Consider the following 13,784-nt stretch of genomic DNA (forward strand, 5'->3'; position numbering starts at 1 on the left):
CCCTTTTATCGACCGTGTGGATCAGATTCCTGCCACAAAACCTGCAATTCCTATGCTGCATTGCAACCGGTATTGCCAGACCCTGACGTGCGTGAAATCGCCCATCGCGCTAGTTTTCTGTACGACCCCACCCGGAGTCAAACATGCGTGGCTCATATGCCACGCATTGGTAAACGCCTTGCCTCCGCAATCGTTCAGAATTGGGGCAGTCAGCCCTCAATCAGCGAAAAATCGGCAACCTTGTGCAGGTTAGCGCGAACATCGCTGAGCAGCGCCAGGCGATTGGCCCGCACGGCCGGGTCGTCATCATTCACCATGACACCCTCGAAAAAGGCATCGACCGGCCCGCGCAGCCTGGCCAATTCGCCCATCGCCCCGGCAAAATCCTCAGCCTCAAGCGGCGCCACAATCGCCTCGCCGACATTGGAAAGCGCCGCATAAAGCCCCTGCTCTTCCTTGGGGCCCTTTTTGATGAGGGCGGCATCCACCGCAAGCTCGGCTCCGGCCCCTGCCTTCGCAGGGGACCCGGAATCCTCAGGCCGTGTCCCCTGCGAAGGCAGGGGCGCGGCCGTGGGCGCGGATTTCGCCAGAATATTGGAGGCCCGCTTGTACAAGGCCAGTAGGTCTTTCCCGTCTTCCGTATCAAGGAAAGCGCCCAGCGCTTCAACGCGGCGCGTGATCAGCACGAGATCATCCTCGCCGAGCGCGAAAACAGCATCGATGAGGTCGTGGCGCTGGTCTTTGTCGCGAAGGAATTGTTTCAGCCGGTCTGCGAAGAAGAACTCAAGATCGTAACGTTTGCCCGAATTGAAATCGAAATGCTTACCGGCAAGGTCGAATGGGTGCCTGAGCCCCACGCGGAGACTATTCTCCAACACAATCCGCACCACGCCCAGCGCCGCACGGCGCAGAGCAAACGGGTCCTTCGATCCGGTCGGCTTCTCGTCAATCGCCCAGAAGCCCACAAGCGTATCCAGCTTGTCGGCCAGCGCCACGGCCATGCTGACCGGATCGGTCGGCACGGCGTCTGACGGGCCCTGCGGCTTGTAATGGTCGCGGATCGCATCGGCGACTGACGCAGGCTCCCCCGCCTCCAGCGCATAATACCGCCCCATCACGCCCTGCAGTTCCGGGAACTCACCGACCATTTCCGACACGAGATCCGCCTTGCACAGCCGCGCCGCGCGCTCGGCGAGGTCCGCATCCGCGCCCACGGCTGGTGCCAGTTCGCGCGCCAGTGCCGCCACGCGCTCCACCTTATCGGCGAGCGAGCCCAACTTTGCCTTAAACTCAATCGTCGACAGCTTCTTGGCCATCTCGTCCAGCGGCGTTGCCTTGTCCTTCTCCCAGAAGAAGCGCGCATCCGACAGCCGCGCCGACAGGACCCGCGCATTGCCCGCCGCGATCTGTTTACCCCCATCAGACGCGTCGATATTGGCGACCACAATGAAGTGCGGCGCCAGCTTGCCACTCTTGGCATCGTTGACCGCGAAGTATTTCTGGTGCGTGCGCATCGACAGCGTGATCACTTCCGGGGGCAGGTCCAGGAAGTCCGGGTCCATGTCCCCCAGCACCACGACCGGCCATTCGGCAAGGCCCGTCACTTCTTCCAGCAGGCCTGCGTCTTCGACCCAGCTCAGCCCCGCCTTGGCGCAAACGTCGGCAATGCCCTTGACGATCACATCGCGCCGCGCATCGCGCGTCAGCCGCACATGGCCTTCACCTTCCAGCTGTTTCGCATAATCCGCCCAGCCCGTTACCGTGAATGGCCCGCGCCCGTGCACACGGTGGCCCTCGGTCTCATTGCCGCTGGCGAGGCCATCAATCTCAAACGGCACAATCGCGCCATCCAGCACGCAAACAATGCGCTGCAGCGGGCGCACCCAGCGCAGCTCGCCCGTGCCCCAGCGCATGCTCTTCGGCCAATGGAAGCCGCGAATGATCGCGGGCACAGCTTCGGCCACAACGTCCGCTGTCAGGCGGCCCGGCTTGTCCAGCATGGCGACATAGAAGTCGCCCTTCTTGGGGTCGCTGCGCACTTCGGCCTGCTCAATCGAGGTAAGCCCCGCGCCCTTCAGGAAGCCCGCAATCGCCTGCTCCGGCGAACCGACCTTCGGCCCCTTGCGCTCTTCGGCGACATCCGCAGACTTCACCGGCAGGCCGGTCACATGAACAGATAGGCGACGTGGCCCGCTGGCCGTCTCCAACGCGTCAAAGCCGAGGCCTGCCCCCTTCATCGCATCGCCCAGCGCCTTGCCGAGATCGGCCTCGGCCTTGGCCTGCATGCGCGCAGGGATTTCCTCGCAAAAGATCTCGAGCAGAAGGTCAGCCATGGGGAGTCCAGCCGTTGGAAAGTGAGACTGCACGGCATAGACGCGCCTGCGCCGGGGTCAAGACTTGCGCGCCAGATCACATGGCCTGCGGCAATCTAAACGCCGCACGTTCCGCTAAAGGGCACGGCGGTCCCGCTTTCCGGCTGGGTTACCTGGATCGTGCCCTCATAGCTCTTGTACTCGAACCCGTCGCCGACCTCCGTTACCTCCAGCTGGACCATCAGGCCCCGCGCCTCATTGGCATAAAGCCATGTACTGGTGCCCTCATTGTCCGTCTTGGAAACTTCCTTAAGCGGCACGGGTTCGCCTTCAAGGCCAATAGCTGCGGGGGCCGGCACCCCGGCAATCTCGGTCATGAACAGCAGCAGTCCCGGTTCGCTCTCGGCGTTCACAGCATGGAAGCTGCAATAGATTTCATTGGTGGCGGGCGTGAAGTCCGTCAGCTCCCAGGCCGAAGCCTCCTCGGCCTTCTCGATCGGCACAGGCTCCTGCGTCACCGTCGGCATGTCAGCAGCCTCCGTTTCGGTCACGGTGGCATCAGGCGAAGGCGCCTCTGTTTGCGGGCCGCACGCGGCAAGCCCGGCAGCGAGCGCAAGAGCGGATAGGGCAGATACGAATTTCATGGGCAGGTCTCCTCTGCCCACACCTACGCCTAGACGGCCAATCCGTTTCAATCAGGAAGCGCGCGCTTCTTCCTGCTCGGCCAAGTCCCGTCTCGCTAGCAATTGCCTGAACTGTCGGGGTTCCACACATCCGATTCTATCTCGAACTGCGCCGGAGCATAGACATAGCCAACGCCCTTGGTCTGCCCGGGTGAGATATAATGCCTGCCTTCGAAACTGTGTCCGCTCGTCGAGGCATTCGGGGCGAGGGTCAGACCAAGGCAGATCGGATATGTGTTGTTGTTCTGCGCCCAGAAGTTCCAATAGCGGGAACCATCGAAATCCTCTTCAAAGTCACTGTAAATGTAGAGGTTCTGGTCGTTGTATATTGTCTCGCGCTCGAGAAGCGTAGACTCGTACATGGTCTCGCAGCCGCCAAGGGAGAGCAGGGCTAACGCTGCGACGAAAAGGCTGGTTTTCATGAAGGTCTCCGAAGAACAAGCCTGCAATTCTACTGGCCGCTTCAGGCTTTGCAATCTGGGCAAAATCGCTTTTTTGTCCGATTAGCTGCGCGCTTCTTCCTGTTCTGCCCATTGCGCAGCCGCGCCGCGTGCAAGGTCGCGCACGCGGGCGATATAGGCCTGCCGCTCGGTCGGGCTGATGGCGCCGCGCGCATCGATCAGGTTGAACGTGTGGCTGGCTTTCAGCGCATAGTCATAGGCCGGCAACGGCTTGCCTGCATCGCGCAGGGCGTTCGACTGGCTCTCGCAATCGGCAAACCAGCGTTTCAGCATCTCGACATCGGAATGTTCGAAATTGAACGCGCTCTGCTGGCGCTCATTCTCGAGGAACACGTCGCCATAGGTCAGCGGCACGGCGCTGTCCGGATCGTTGAAGGGCAAGTCGTACACATTGTCGACGCCGAAGACGTACATGGCGAGACGCTCAAGCCCATAGGTCAGCTCGCCTGACACTGGGAATACGTCCAGGCCCCCGACCTGCTGGAAATAGGTGTACTGGCTGACTTCCATCCCGTCGCACCAGACTTCCCAGCCGAGGCCCCACGCGCCGACGGTCGGGTTCTCCCAATCGTCTTCCACAAAGCGGATATCGTGCACCATCGGGTCGATGCCGATCTTGTAGAGGCTGGTCAGGTAGAGGTCCTGCAGGTTTGCCGGGTTCGGCTTCAGGATGACCTGGAACTGGTAATAATGACCCAGCCGGTTCGGGTTCTCGCCATAGCGTCCGTCCTTCGGGCGCCGCGATGGCTGCACATAGGCGGCCCGCCAGTTCTTCGGCCCCAGCGCCCGCAACACCGTGCCCGGATGCAGCGTGCCCGCGCCGACTTCCATGTCATAGGGCTGCAGGATTGCGCAGCCCTGCTCGGCCCAATAGGCCTGCAGCGTCAGGATCAGGTCCTGGAAGGATTTCGGTTTCGGTTGGGCTTTGGGCGCAGGCATTGAAACTGTCCGGAAATTGTGTCTCGCCCGGACCTACAGGGCACCGCCGCAGCACGCAAGCGTCAGAGGCCTTTGGAGTCCGCATGGTCGGCCGAGCCGCTCTTGCGACCGGTCAGCGCGCGGTAAAATGCCGGATGCCCGAGCATGGCGATACCGAGCCCGAAAAAGACAGATCCAAAGAGGAGAACGCCGAACATCATGCAACGAGCCTTTCCTGTGCCTTCATCCTCTACCTGAGGTGGGTAGATGGCAAGCGTTTGCAAGTTGAATCCGGATGATGGGTCCGGGAATGGACTCCGAATACCCACCGAGTTCACCTTACCAGGCGATCGAATACCCTTCCATGAGCCGTCGACCGGCCTCGGAACGACCACCCAGGGGCATCAGTGTTCATTGCGCCGCGGGGACCTCAGCGTCGACCTGACCGACCTGCGCACGCGCATTTGACAGGGCGATCTCCAGAAAATCACGCTGCTTCGCACTCGGTTCCGCAGCAAGTCCTGCGAGGCTAACATCGATGATCCCGTTGAGATGTGAATAGATCGCCGCCGTGCGCCTATCCCGATCCCTCAGGACGTTCCGGGCCATGCCGACCAGCTGATTATCCACCTTCGTTTTCTCTACCGCCGCCGCAACCAGACCCCGATCGGCCGCCTGCCCGAGAACGGCCGACACCGCCTTCAGGTGTTCATACCTGCCGCCGAAGAAGGGTTTATAGCTCCCCGCCTTGAAGATTTCGCCGAACGACACCGCCTGTACATTCGCAGGCAGGCAATCGTCCCGCATGCAATCGCCTACCTGGTACAGGCCCTGCGGAGACCCGAGCAGGGCGGCCTGGGCGAAGTAGGCCATGCCCCTGCTTTTCTGGTCCGCACCAAAAGCCTCCTTGCTCCAGTACAACCAGCCGAGATTGGTGGCCGCTGCGGCGCCGCGCCAGGTGACATCGGAATAGGCCGGGCAGCGATAGGTGTCCGCGCAATTACCGGCCGCGTCTTGCAGGGCCTTCAGGGCCGATGCGTCACCGGCAAGCGCCTTGTCGCCCAGCGCATTCATTTCCTTTCGGGCGGCGGAATAGCCATCCGCAAACTTGTCGGCCTGCGCCACCTGCGGCAGGCCCATGGCCGCGATCATGCCGAATGACACCAATATCCGTTTCATCATCTGCGCGCCTCTTCGATCCCACAGGATCAATAAGGATAGAGCGACATGATTCAAAAGTAAAAATCCGGCCTAAAAGGCTCAGAAAGGGCTGCGGTTACGGCGCTGCCGTTCAGAGCCCCGCCTTCGTTTCATTATCTGCCCTGAGGCGGCCGGATGCCCCATTATGGCGACCCAGCAACCCATCATGATCATCAGCCAGAACAGGATAGTAAGCATCGCAGCCTCCCAATTGGCGCGTCGATGGAACCGCATCAGTTTAGCACAAGGCTATGCGGCGTTCTACCAGTCGATTGCCTCGCCCCGGCGAATAGCTTCCAGCGCGGGGCTGACGGTGCCGTCCTGCAGGTGCGCCACCAGCGGCGGAAGAAGGCGCACAGGCCCACGTTTCAGGCCCTTGCGCCCGCGCACCAGCACCCGCCGCGCCTCCTCGCCCGGCTTGGATGCGACAGGCAACACGGTGATGTCGCCTGTCTGACGGTCGAAGCCGGTCAGAATGCGGGCCAGCTCAGCGGCGCGGTGAATCATGACGATCGGCGCGCGGGGTTTGGCGGCGAACACCATGGCCTTGATCCAGCCAGTCAGATCGAGGGACTCGAGATAGGCCTGTGTCTTGCCCTGACCGGGAGCCGAGATCCGGCCCGGCTCGAAATAGGGTGGGTTAGCAAAGACGAGATCGAACCGGTTCTCATGGGTTTTCACCCAGTCGGAAGCTTCAGCAGCCTCAACAGAAACACGATCTTCAAAACCATTGGCCGCGACACCCGCCTGCGCCAGCTCTGCCATCTGCGCGTCGATTTCCACACCCGTGAGGCGAATATCGGGCATCCGAAACGCCGCTGGCAACAGTGCCCCGCCACAGCCACATCCCAGCTCCAGCGCCTCTCCGCTGTCCCTGTCCTGCAAAGCTGACGCGAGCAGCAGCGAGTCGCTGCCGGCCCGGAATCCTTTTAGTGGCTGAACCAGTTTCACGCGGCCCTGATAGACCGTGTCCTGCGTCGTCGCGGTCACCCGCGATCAACTCCGGACAAAGCATTCTCGGCCGCCCTCAGCACGTCTTCACGCACCATCACGCGGCGCGGAAAAGCGCCGATATTGCCTTCAATGGCCGACATGTGCTGGTCGGCCACGAAATATTCGATGCCCGCTTCCTGCAGCAAATGCTCAATATACGAGAGTTTCACCAGATCATTGGTGCGGAAGACTTCCTCCATCAGGGCGCATTGCCACGGAGGTTGATGTCGACCGAACGCGCGTCGTAGACGGAGGAACGATCAGGCTTTTCGCCCTTGCCCGTAATGATATCGATCACTGTGGTGATATTCGGACCGCTTGAACCAAGGGGGAGGCCAATGCCGACCCCCATGCCCACGCCGCTACCGTAGGAGCCGCTTGACCCACCGACGCTTACAGACGAGCGACTGCCGGAGCGGCCAGTTTCTTGATCGGTGTAACCGCCGGTGACCTCGAACCAGTCACCGCCTTCCTGGAGGGTGATTTCGGCAGCGCGAAGCAAGGCCATGTCATGCGAGCGACCAGCATCGGAATCTGTATAGGATACGCGATAGCGCCCCTGTTCGATTTTCTGGGAAGCATAGCCCGCAGCTCCATCGGAACGTGCAGGGCCATAAGGCGTATGGCTTGCACAAGCGGCAAGCAGGACGAGTGAGGAGGCGGCGATGAGGGTTTTCATAAGGGATATAAAGCCCAGAACCGGCATCTGTTCCAGCCCCACGCACACAGCGCCTATGGCGACATGCGCAAACCTGCGCCATATAGCTGCGGCCCGGTGCCGCGTCGTCCTTGGCGCTTGCATCGCATAAGCCTAGATAACAGCTTAGGCTGATCCAACAGGAGTTACTTCTTGACCCTCGCGCCGAGACCCAGATCCAAGGCGGCCATCGGCTCGATCGTCGAACGCATGCAGGCACTCGTCTCAGACGACCTCGCCGCCGTGGAAGTGCTGCTAGCCGAACGCGCCGCCAGCCCTGTTGCCGTCATACCTGATCTTTCCGGCTATATCGTGTCGGCCGGCGGCAAACGGCTGCGCCCGATGATCACGCTGATTTCGGCGCAGGCCGTCGGCAAGACCAGCCGCGCCACCCATGCGTTGGCTGCAGCTGTCGAATTCATCCATACCGCGACGCTCCTCCACGACGATGTCGTCGACGAGAGCGACCTGCGCCGCGGCAAGCCCGCCGCCAAGGCGATCTGGGGCAACAAGGCGTCCATCCTCGTGGGCGACTTCCTGTTTGCCCGTGCCTTCAACCTGCTTGTTGAAACCAACAGTCTCGACATCCTGAACCGGCTCGCGACCGCGTCGACCACGATTGCAGAAGGCGAAGTACGCCAGCTCGCAGCCATGAAGGCGCGCGACCTGCCCACCGAAGACTATCTCGCCATTGTCGAAGCCAAGACTGGCGCCCTTTTCGAGGCGGCAGCGGAAACCGGCGCCATGTCGACAGGCAGCCATGAACACGCTGCGGCGCTCGCCACATATGGCAAGAATCTGGGCCTCGCCTTCCAGATCATTGATGACGTGCTCGATTATGGCGGCACCACGACGGTTATCGGCAAGTCTGTCGGCGACGATTTCCGGGAGTGCAAGATCACGCTTCCGGTCATCATTGCCCGTCGTCGCGGTTCAGACGAGGACCGCACATTCTGGGAACGCGCGCTGAATCCGGATACACAGGCGGAGCAGGATCTGGCCCACGCCGTCCACCTGATCCGGGCGACCGGCGCGGCCGAGGCCACGGTGCAGGAAGCGGAAGCCTATGCGGCGCTCGCCAAGGGCGCGCTGCGCAGCCTGCCCCAGAGCGTCTATCGTGATGCCCTCGAAGACCTGGCCGATTTCTGCGTGGAACGCGCCTACTAGCGCCCTTCGTCGGTCAGCTTTCGGCCCAGAGTCCGCCTCTGCCAGACCCACAGGCCAATACCTGCGGCGCCAAGGATAATTATGATACGCGCGCCGATAATGGGACCGAGGCCCAGTAGGCCCGCGCCGCAAGCGAAGCTCATCGCCGCCCACAGGGCCGAGACCTTCCAGTGCGACCAACCGTCCCGTAACAATAGCTGATACGCATGATCGCGATGCGCTTCGAACAGGTGCTTGCCGGCGCGGGCGCGCCAAATCAGCGTCAGGAACACGTCCACCAGGAAGGGCAGTATCAGGGTCGCTGGCTCCCAGACCGTCATTCGGCAGGCCACCATGAGGCCGGCCGCGCCAAGCAAGGCACCCATACCGAGGGCGCCTGTATCGCCGGCAAACAGCTTGCCCGCCATATTCCAGACGAGGAAGCCGAGGATGGCCGCAGCGGCGAGCGCCGCAAGATGGCTCATGATGGCTTCGTCATCAGTATCGGGGTCAGTAATATCGAGCAATTTCAGCAGGATGGCGAAGGCAATGAGCATGATGGCGGCGCTGCCCATGGCGAGGCCATTGGCGCCGTCCATGAAGTTCGTCGCGTTCATCAGCACGAACAACCAGAGCCCGACACCGAGCACTGAAAACCAGACGGGCAGCGCATAGCCGACATCCGGCCCGAACGGCATGTGGAAATGGCCCAGCCGCGGACCGAACGCCGCCGCCAGAAGCGAAATGGCCCCCAGCAGCACAAGCTTGCGCTTTGAATCCAGGCCTCGGATATCGTCATAAACTCCAATGATTACAGCCATCAGGATGAACATCAGGAGCGCAGCCAGCTCTGTGCTGTAGATAGCAACCAGATCGCCCGTCAGGCCAAGGCCGAAGGCGACTGTGGCGAAGATGGCAATACCGCCGGACGTCGGCACGGGGGCTTTCTGGGTCTTTCGTCCACCGTCCGGCGCATCCGTCACGCCGAGCCGGATCACCAGCCAGCAAAACAGGGCCGAGATGATCGGCATGCCCAGAAGCACCAGAGTCATGACAGGTTTGCGCCTCCCAACAGCGTCGCGCGCACCCATGCTTCGGGCTGCTGCGCCTTCAGGAATTCGGCAGATTCCCTCGCCGCATCAAGGGTAGCGTACAGGCATACAAAGGTCGCGCCTGAGCCACTCATGCGGGTCATCAGGGGACTTTTCGGACCATTCACGGACCATTCCGGGGACTTCAGGGCGGCATGAAGGGTCAGTGCGGGGGCTTCAAGGTCATTTCGCTGGCCAGCCAGCCACTCGATCAATTCGCCAAGATCGGCAAAGTCCGGCAAGGGCCCGCATTCGGTAAATTCGGCGCCGCCATCGGCGGCATCGAAGGCGGCAAAGACCGGCCCGGTCGGACAGGCAATGCCCGGATTGAAAAGGACCGCCGGGATGGGCGCAGGCAGGCGGACAGGTTCAACCCGCTCCCCTTCCCCGCGCATGAAAGCGGGCTGGCCAAGGAGGGCGACAGGCACATCGCCGCCGAGCTGCGGCGCGACGGTACGGGCATGCCGAGGGTTAATGTCCCAGAGGCGGGTGAGCAGGCGAAGGGCCGCTGCCGCATCCGCCGATCCACCGCCAATGCCGGCGGCAACCGGCAGGCTCTTCTCCAGATGCAGCGCCGCGCCGTGCTTGACGCCTGCTTCAGCCTTCAGCGCACGCGCGGCCTTGAGGACGAGATTGTCGCCGCCGGTGCCAGCCTCGGTCGCGCCGGGGCCGGTGACCGACAGCGTCAGGATATCGGAGGGTTCGACCGTCAGCCGGTCGGCCGCTTCCGGCCCGGCAAAGACGACCAGCGAGTCGAGGTCATGGCGCCCATTGGGTTTGGCCGGGCCCACATGCAGGAACAGGTTCACCTTGGCCGGCGCGAATGTGCTGAATGAGGTCGGCATTGGCTGGGATCAGTTCTGGCGGGCGACGGCCAGCGCTGTAGATGTATCAGACTCAGCCTTCTTCAGCAGAACCGCTTCGGGGCCAGAGGTCATCTTGGCCTCGATACGGGCCTTGTCTTCGGGGCTCGGGTCAAGCTTGAGGGCTCGTTGCCACTGGAAGCGCGCTTCTGTCTTGCGGCCCAACTGCCAATAGGCATCGCCGAGATGATCGTTGAGGAGCGAAACGCCGGGCGATAGCTCAACGGCCCGTTCGAGGAAGCGGGTGGCCAGCTCGTAGCGGCCCATCCGGTAGTGCGCCCAGCCGAGGCTGTCGACGATATAACCGGACTGGGGCTCCAGCTCGACGGCGCGGCTGATCATGTTCAGCGCGGCGTCATAATTGAGGCCCCGGTCGATATAGGCATAGCCGAGATAATTCAGGATCGAGGCATTCTCGGGCTGGAGGGCAAGCGCGGTCTTGAGATCGGCTTCCGCCTGTGGCCAGCGATCCGTCTGTTCCAGCGTCGTGCCGCGCGCATAGATGACGCGCCAGTCCTGACGGCCTGCGCTGGCATCTTCGGCGATAACCTCGCTGAGCAAGTGTTCGGCTTCGTCATCCCGGTCGAGCGAGCGGAAAAGATCGGCCAGCTGGATCTTGAGGCCCCGGTCGGGGGAATGTTGCAGCGCTTCGCCCGCGATGGCGATAGCTTCCTGGTTGCGCCCTTCCCGGCGCAGGGCCCAGGCCATCTGGCCGCGCGCGGTGGCGTAGAATTCCGACTTCTCAGGGATACGCGAGAGGACGGCGACAGCCTCCTCGCGGCGACCGGCATTGTCGAGCGACTGGCCCCAGAGTGACCGGGCGACCTGCAGGTTCGGGTCAAGCGCGAGGGCGAGCACGAAATAGACGCCGGAAAGGTCGTCATCGGTCTGCATCATCAGCGCTGCCGCCGGCACATAGACGGCGAGCGCCGCGCCTTCGCGCGTGGTCAATCGTGTCGGCTTGATCTTGCGACCGGCAAGGATATCGGCGCGAAGGGCATCAAGGCCCGCATTCTGGCCGATGTCGTCGCGAAATGTCTGGAGGATTTCAAGCGCATGGTCGCGCTGGCCACCGGCGACCAGAAGCTGCGCATGGGCATGCACGCCCACGGCCAGCCGTGCGCCGGAGTCCCAGAGCGTTTCAAACGTGGCGAGGGCCGCCGCGTCATCCTTCTCGGCCATCTGCAACAGGCCCATCATGTAGAGCGTGGCGCTGTCGAGGTTCGCATCGCCGGAGAGGCCGCTGCGCAGATAAGTCTCGGCGGCATCCGCGCCGTCCTTGTCAGCGATGCGCCAGGCTGAGAGGCCGCGCGCGATCACCTGATTGAACGGGCCGTATTTGGTTTCATCGAGATAGGGTGTCGCTTCATCTTCCCTGCCCCGCACCATGGCATCGACGCCGAGCGTTAGACGCACCAGCGTCGCCTCGCTGCCAACCTGGCTGGCGCGCTCGGCAAGGCCCACGGCGGTTTCGTAGTCGCCTGCCAGCAGGGCCGAAAACACCGCCCGCTCAGCAATGCCGGACTTTTCCGGGGCTGTGTCGATCGCGGCGGCGTAATATTCAGCTGCCGTTTCGGGATCGTTGGTCATCGCGGCAAAGCGGGCGACGAGAAAGTCGCCATAGGCCTGCGCCTCGGCTGGACGGCCATTGGAGAAGAGCGCGTTGCGCAAATCGTCGCCCGACGGCGCACTGACGCACGACCCGGCCAGCAGGATGGCGGAGAGCGCTGACAGGGGCCGGAAAAGTTTCATATGAACAATCTTTCAGCAACTGCGCCTCGCGGCAAGGGTCAAAGGCCACAGGAGAGCCCGCTATTTAGTCAGATGCGACAAGGACTTCCTGCCTGTCGAAGAACTTGTCGATACCGCGTTTGACAGCCTGCATGGATTTTTCGCGTCCGGAGGACGATTGCAGCCGCTTGGCATCCGCCGCATTGGTGAGGAAGCCCATCTCCAGCAGGACAGCCGGGACATCCGGCGCCAGCAGGACATAGAAGCCTGCATTGCGGTGCGTACTGCGCAGGACAGGGCCGGCGGCCTTCAGTTCGGGCAGCAAATCCTCGGCAAAAGCGGCCGAATGGCTCTTGGTCTCGCGTTTGACGAGATCTTCCAGAATGCTGCCCACGACCTTGGACCCGCTGGTCTCGATCGGGATTTTCCAGTCATTCTTGGAGGCTTCCTTGTCGATCCGGCGCTCGCCGCGCTCGGAGATCGTATAAACGGAGGCGCCGGAGACGTCGGGCGAGCCTGCCGCATCGGCATGCAGCGAGATGAAAAGGTCCGCGCCCCATTTACGGGCGAGTGTGACCCGGTCTTCCAGTTCGATGAAATGGTCATCCTCGCGCGTGAGGCGAACTGTGTAGCGCGGGTCCTTGTCCAGCAATTGCTTCAGATAGAGCGCCGCTTTGAGGGTCACCTCGCGCTCCAGCAGGCCCTTGGCCGACTGGGTGCCGGGATCCTTGCCGCCATGGCCCGCATCCACCACGATGACATATTGGCCGTGGCCCTTGCGATTGCGTGGGCTGAGCGGCTCTGCCGGGGCAATTTCAGCCGAGGCGAGCGTCATACTGGCCTGGCGGGCATCGGATTCGGCGCGTGCGAGCCGCTGCATGTCGCGTTTGGCGATGCTGGCAAAGCGGGCCGTTGAGACGGTTTCAAGGTCAATAATGATGCGCCAGGCCTTTTCCTTGCCGGTCGGCGGCAGGGACAGGACCCGGGAAACCACCAGCGGGCGGTCAAGCAGGAAGCTGAGGCGGCCTCCGGAGAGGGCCCAGTTAGCCACCCCACCCATGCCATTGCCGGCGCGGGACTGCGTTTCACCCTGAAGCGGCAAGACCAGGCTGCGTTGACCGCCCGATTCGGCCAGAAAAGCCTGCGCATCCTGAGAAATATCGCTCCAGACCGTAATCCGCGTCGGCGCGCCGTCTCCGACCACGCGGACGTCACTGATATCGGCCTCGGCATAAAAACCGAAGACAATACAGGTGCATAGCAGGATGAGAGAGCGAAAAAGGGTCATTTGGTCTGTCTGGCCGGACAAGCCGCTGATGCAGGGGGATGGTTTACACTCTCCCTAGCAGACTGAAGATTAACCCAGCATTGACTGCACATGCGTCATGTTAATGCCGCTGACGGATATTCACCCTTTCAATTCCCCCTGAAATTGGGCAGTATCCTGAAAGTAGCCGCATATCAGGCTACCCAACAAGTTTCCCAATGACGCGTCAGCGATCGCGCTTCACCGAAAAGGCAAGCGGGCGCCGCGCTCCGGAAAGCAAAGCAATATGTGCACGGGTGCCGTGGCCATCGTCAATTCTACCATGCCGCCTTTGGGTGCATGGGACAGGCATGGCTGGACCCTTTCCCAACAAACACAGACCGGCCTGACCGCTCGCACGAGGCGCCTTGCGCCCATGGCGG

Annotated in this window: 14 protein-coding genes; 1 reads left to right on the top strand and 13 read right to left on the bottom strand. The window is 62.3% G+C overall.

Features of this window, described 5'->3' with window-relative positions; genetic code table 11:
* Positions 1-209 precede the first annotated feature (209 nt).
* The 9 genes from glyS to V7651_RS03365 all read right to left on the bottom strand — a co-directional run bounded on the left by glyS (position 210) and on the right by V7651_RS03365 (position 7,246).
* Positions 210-2,333: a glycine--tRNA ligase subunit beta gene (gene glyS, locus V7651_RS03325; protein WP_335612150.1), complete on the bottom strand. Its 2,124-nt coding sequence runs from the start codon at positions 2,331-2,333 to the stop codon at positions 210-212.
* Positions 2,334-2,428: 95 nt separating this feature from the next.
* Positions 2,429-2,956, bottom strand: a complete 528-nt coding sequence (locus V7651_RS03330) for a hypothetical protein (RefSeq protein ID WP_335612151.1) — start codon at positions 2,954-2,956, stop codon at positions 2,429-2,431.
* 95 nt (positions 2,957-3,051) lie between these two features.
* The gene (locus V7651_RS03335; protein WP_335612152.1) at positions 3,052-3,417 is read right to left on the bottom strand and encodes a hypothetical protein; all 366 of its coding nucleotides are present in this window, start codon (positions 3,415-3,417) and stop codon (positions 3,052-3,054) included.
* A gap of 81 nt (positions 3,418-3,498) precedes the next feature.
* Complete coding sequence (locus tag V7651_RS03340; protein ID WP_335612153.1) at positions 3,499-4,395, bottom strand: glycine--tRNA ligase subunit alpha; 897 nt, start codon at positions 4,393-4,395, stop codon at positions 3,499-3,501.
* Positions 4,396-4,457: 62 nt separating this feature from the next.
* The gene (locus V7651_RS03345; protein ID WP_335612154.1) at positions 4,458-4,595 is read right to left on the bottom strand and encodes a hypothetical protein; all 138 of its coding nucleotides are present in this window, start codon (positions 4,593-4,595) and stop codon (positions 4,458-4,460) included.
* 190 nt (positions 4,596-4,785) lie between these two features.
* Complete coding sequence (locus V7651_RS03350) at positions 4,786-5,556, bottom strand: hypothetical protein (protein ID WP_335612155.1); 771 nt, start codon at positions 5,554-5,556, stop codon at positions 4,786-4,788.
* Between the two features lie 279 nt (positions 5,557-5,835).
* On the bottom strand, positions 5,836-6,564 hold the full coding sequence (locus V7651_RS03355) for a tRNA1(Val) (adenine(37)-N6)-methyltransferase (RefSeq protein ID WP_335612156.1): 729 nt from the start codon (positions 6,562-6,564) through the stop codon (positions 5,836-5,838).
* On the bottom strand, positions 6,561-6,767 hold the full coding sequence (locus V7651_RS03360) for a putative signal transducing protein (protein ID WP_335612157.1): 207 nt from the start codon (positions 6,765-6,767) through the stop codon (positions 6,561-6,563). Before V7651_RS03360 ends, V7651_RS03355 begins: the two co-directional genes overlap by 4 nt.
* A complete protein-coding gene (locus tag V7651_RS03365) occupies positions 6,767-7,246 on the bottom strand; it encodes a CC0125/CC1285 family lipoprotein (RefSeq protein ID WP_335612158.1) in 480 nt (159 codons plus the stop codon). Before V7651_RS03365 ends, V7651_RS03360 begins: the two co-directional genes overlap by 1 nt.
* Positions 7,247-7,417: 171 nt before the next feature.
* Between V7651_RS03365 and V7651_RS03370 the strand changes: the two genes are divergently transcribed.
* The gene (locus tag V7651_RS03370; RefSeq protein WP_335612159.1) at positions 7,418-8,431 is read left to right on the top strand and encodes a polyprenyl synthetase family protein; all 1,014 of its coding nucleotides are present in this window, start codon (positions 7,418-7,420) and stop codon (positions 8,429-8,431) included.
* Here V7651_RS03370 and V7651_RS03375 read toward each other — a convergent pair.
* The 4 genes from V7651_RS03375 to V7651_RS03390 all read right to left on the bottom strand — a co-directional run bounded on the left by V7651_RS03375 (position 8,428) and on the right by V7651_RS03390 (position 13,383).
* Positions 8,428-9,462, bottom strand: a complete 1,035-nt coding sequence (locus V7651_RS03375; protein ID WP_335612160.1) for a glycosyltransferase family 4 protein — start codon at positions 9,460-9,462, stop codon at positions 8,428-8,430. The genes V7651_RS03370 and V7651_RS03375 overlap by 4 nt on opposite strands.
* On the bottom strand, positions 9,459-10,346 hold the full coding sequence (locus V7651_RS03380) for a 4-(cytidine 5'-diphospho)-2-C-methyl-D-erythritol kinase (RefSeq protein WP_335612161.1): 888 nt from the start codon (positions 10,344-10,346) through the stop codon (positions 9,459-9,461). Before V7651_RS03380 ends, V7651_RS03375 begins: the two co-directional genes overlap by 4 nt.
* 9 nt (positions 10,347-10,355) lie before the next feature.
* Positions 10,356-12,116, bottom strand: coding sequence for a tetratricopeptide repeat protein (locus V7651_RS03385; RefSeq protein WP_335612162.1), 1,761 nt, complete (start codon positions 12,114-12,116; stop codon positions 10,356-10,358).
* Positions 12,117-12,180: 64 nt separating this feature from the next.
* Positions 12,181-13,383, bottom strand: a complete 1,203-nt coding sequence (locus V7651_RS03390; RefSeq protein WP_335612163.1) for an N-acetylmuramoyl-L-alanine amidase family protein — start codon at positions 13,381-13,383, stop codon at positions 12,181-12,183.
* Between the last annotated feature and the right edge of the window lie 401 nt (positions 13,384-13,784).

Origin of the sequence: Hyphomonas oceanitis, assembly GCF_036964545.1 — a bacterium.
GTDB classification, from domain to species: Bacteria; Pseudomonadota; Alphaproteobacteria; order Caulobacterales; family Hyphomonadaceae; genus Hyphomonas; species Hyphomonas oceanitis.

Excerpts from the sequence above, each read along its gene's own strand:
- glyS (WP_335612150.1), bottom strand. The coding sequence starts at position 2,333 with ATGGCTGACCTTCTGCTCGAGATCTTTTGCGAGGAAATCCCTGCGCGC.
- V7651_RS03330 (WP_335612151.1), bottom strand. The coding sequence starts at position 2,956 with ATGAAATTCGTATCTGCCCTATCCGCTCTTGCGCTCGCTGCCGGGCTT.
- V7651_RS03335 (WP_335612152.1), bottom strand. The coding sequence starts at position 3,417 with ATGAAAACCAGCCTTTTCGTCGCAGCGTTAGCCCTGCTCTCCCTTGGC.
- V7651_RS03340 (WP_335612153.1), bottom strand. The coding sequence starts at position 4,395 with ATGCCTGCGCCCAAAGCCCAACCGAAACCGAAATCCTTCCAGGACCTG.
- V7651_RS03345 (WP_335612154.1), bottom strand. The coding sequence starts at position 4,595 with ATGATGTTCGGCGTTCTCCTCTTTGGATCTGTCTTTTTCGGGCTCGGT.
- V7651_RS03350 (WP_335612155.1), bottom strand. The coding sequence starts at position 5,556 with ATGATGAAACGGATATTGGTGTCATTCGGCATGATCGCGGCCATGGGC.
- V7651_RS03360 (WP_335612157.1), bottom strand. The coding sequence starts at position 6,767 with ATGGAGGAAGTCTTCCGCACCAATGATCTGGTGAAACTCTCGTATATT.
- V7651_RS03365 (WP_335612158.1), bottom strand. The coding sequence starts at position 7,246 with ATGAAAACCCTCATCGCCGCCTCCTCACTCGTCCTGCTTGCCGCTTGT.
- V7651_RS03375 (WP_335612160.1), bottom strand. The coding sequence starts at position 9,462 with ATGACTCTGGTGCTTCTGGGCATGCCGATCATCTCGGCCCTGTTTTGC.
- V7651_RS03380 (WP_335612161.1), bottom strand. The coding sequence starts at position 10,346 with ATGCCGACCTCATTCAGCACATTCGCGCCGGCCAAGGTGAACCTGTTC.
- V7651_RS03385 (WP_335612162.1), bottom strand. The coding sequence starts at position 12,116 with ATGAAACTTTTCCGGCCCCTGTCAGCGCTCTCCGCCATCCTGCTGGCC.
- V7651_RS03390 (WP_335612163.1), bottom strand. The coding sequence starts at position 13,383 with ATGACCCTTTTTCGCTCTCTCATCCTGCTATGCACCTGTATTGTCTTC.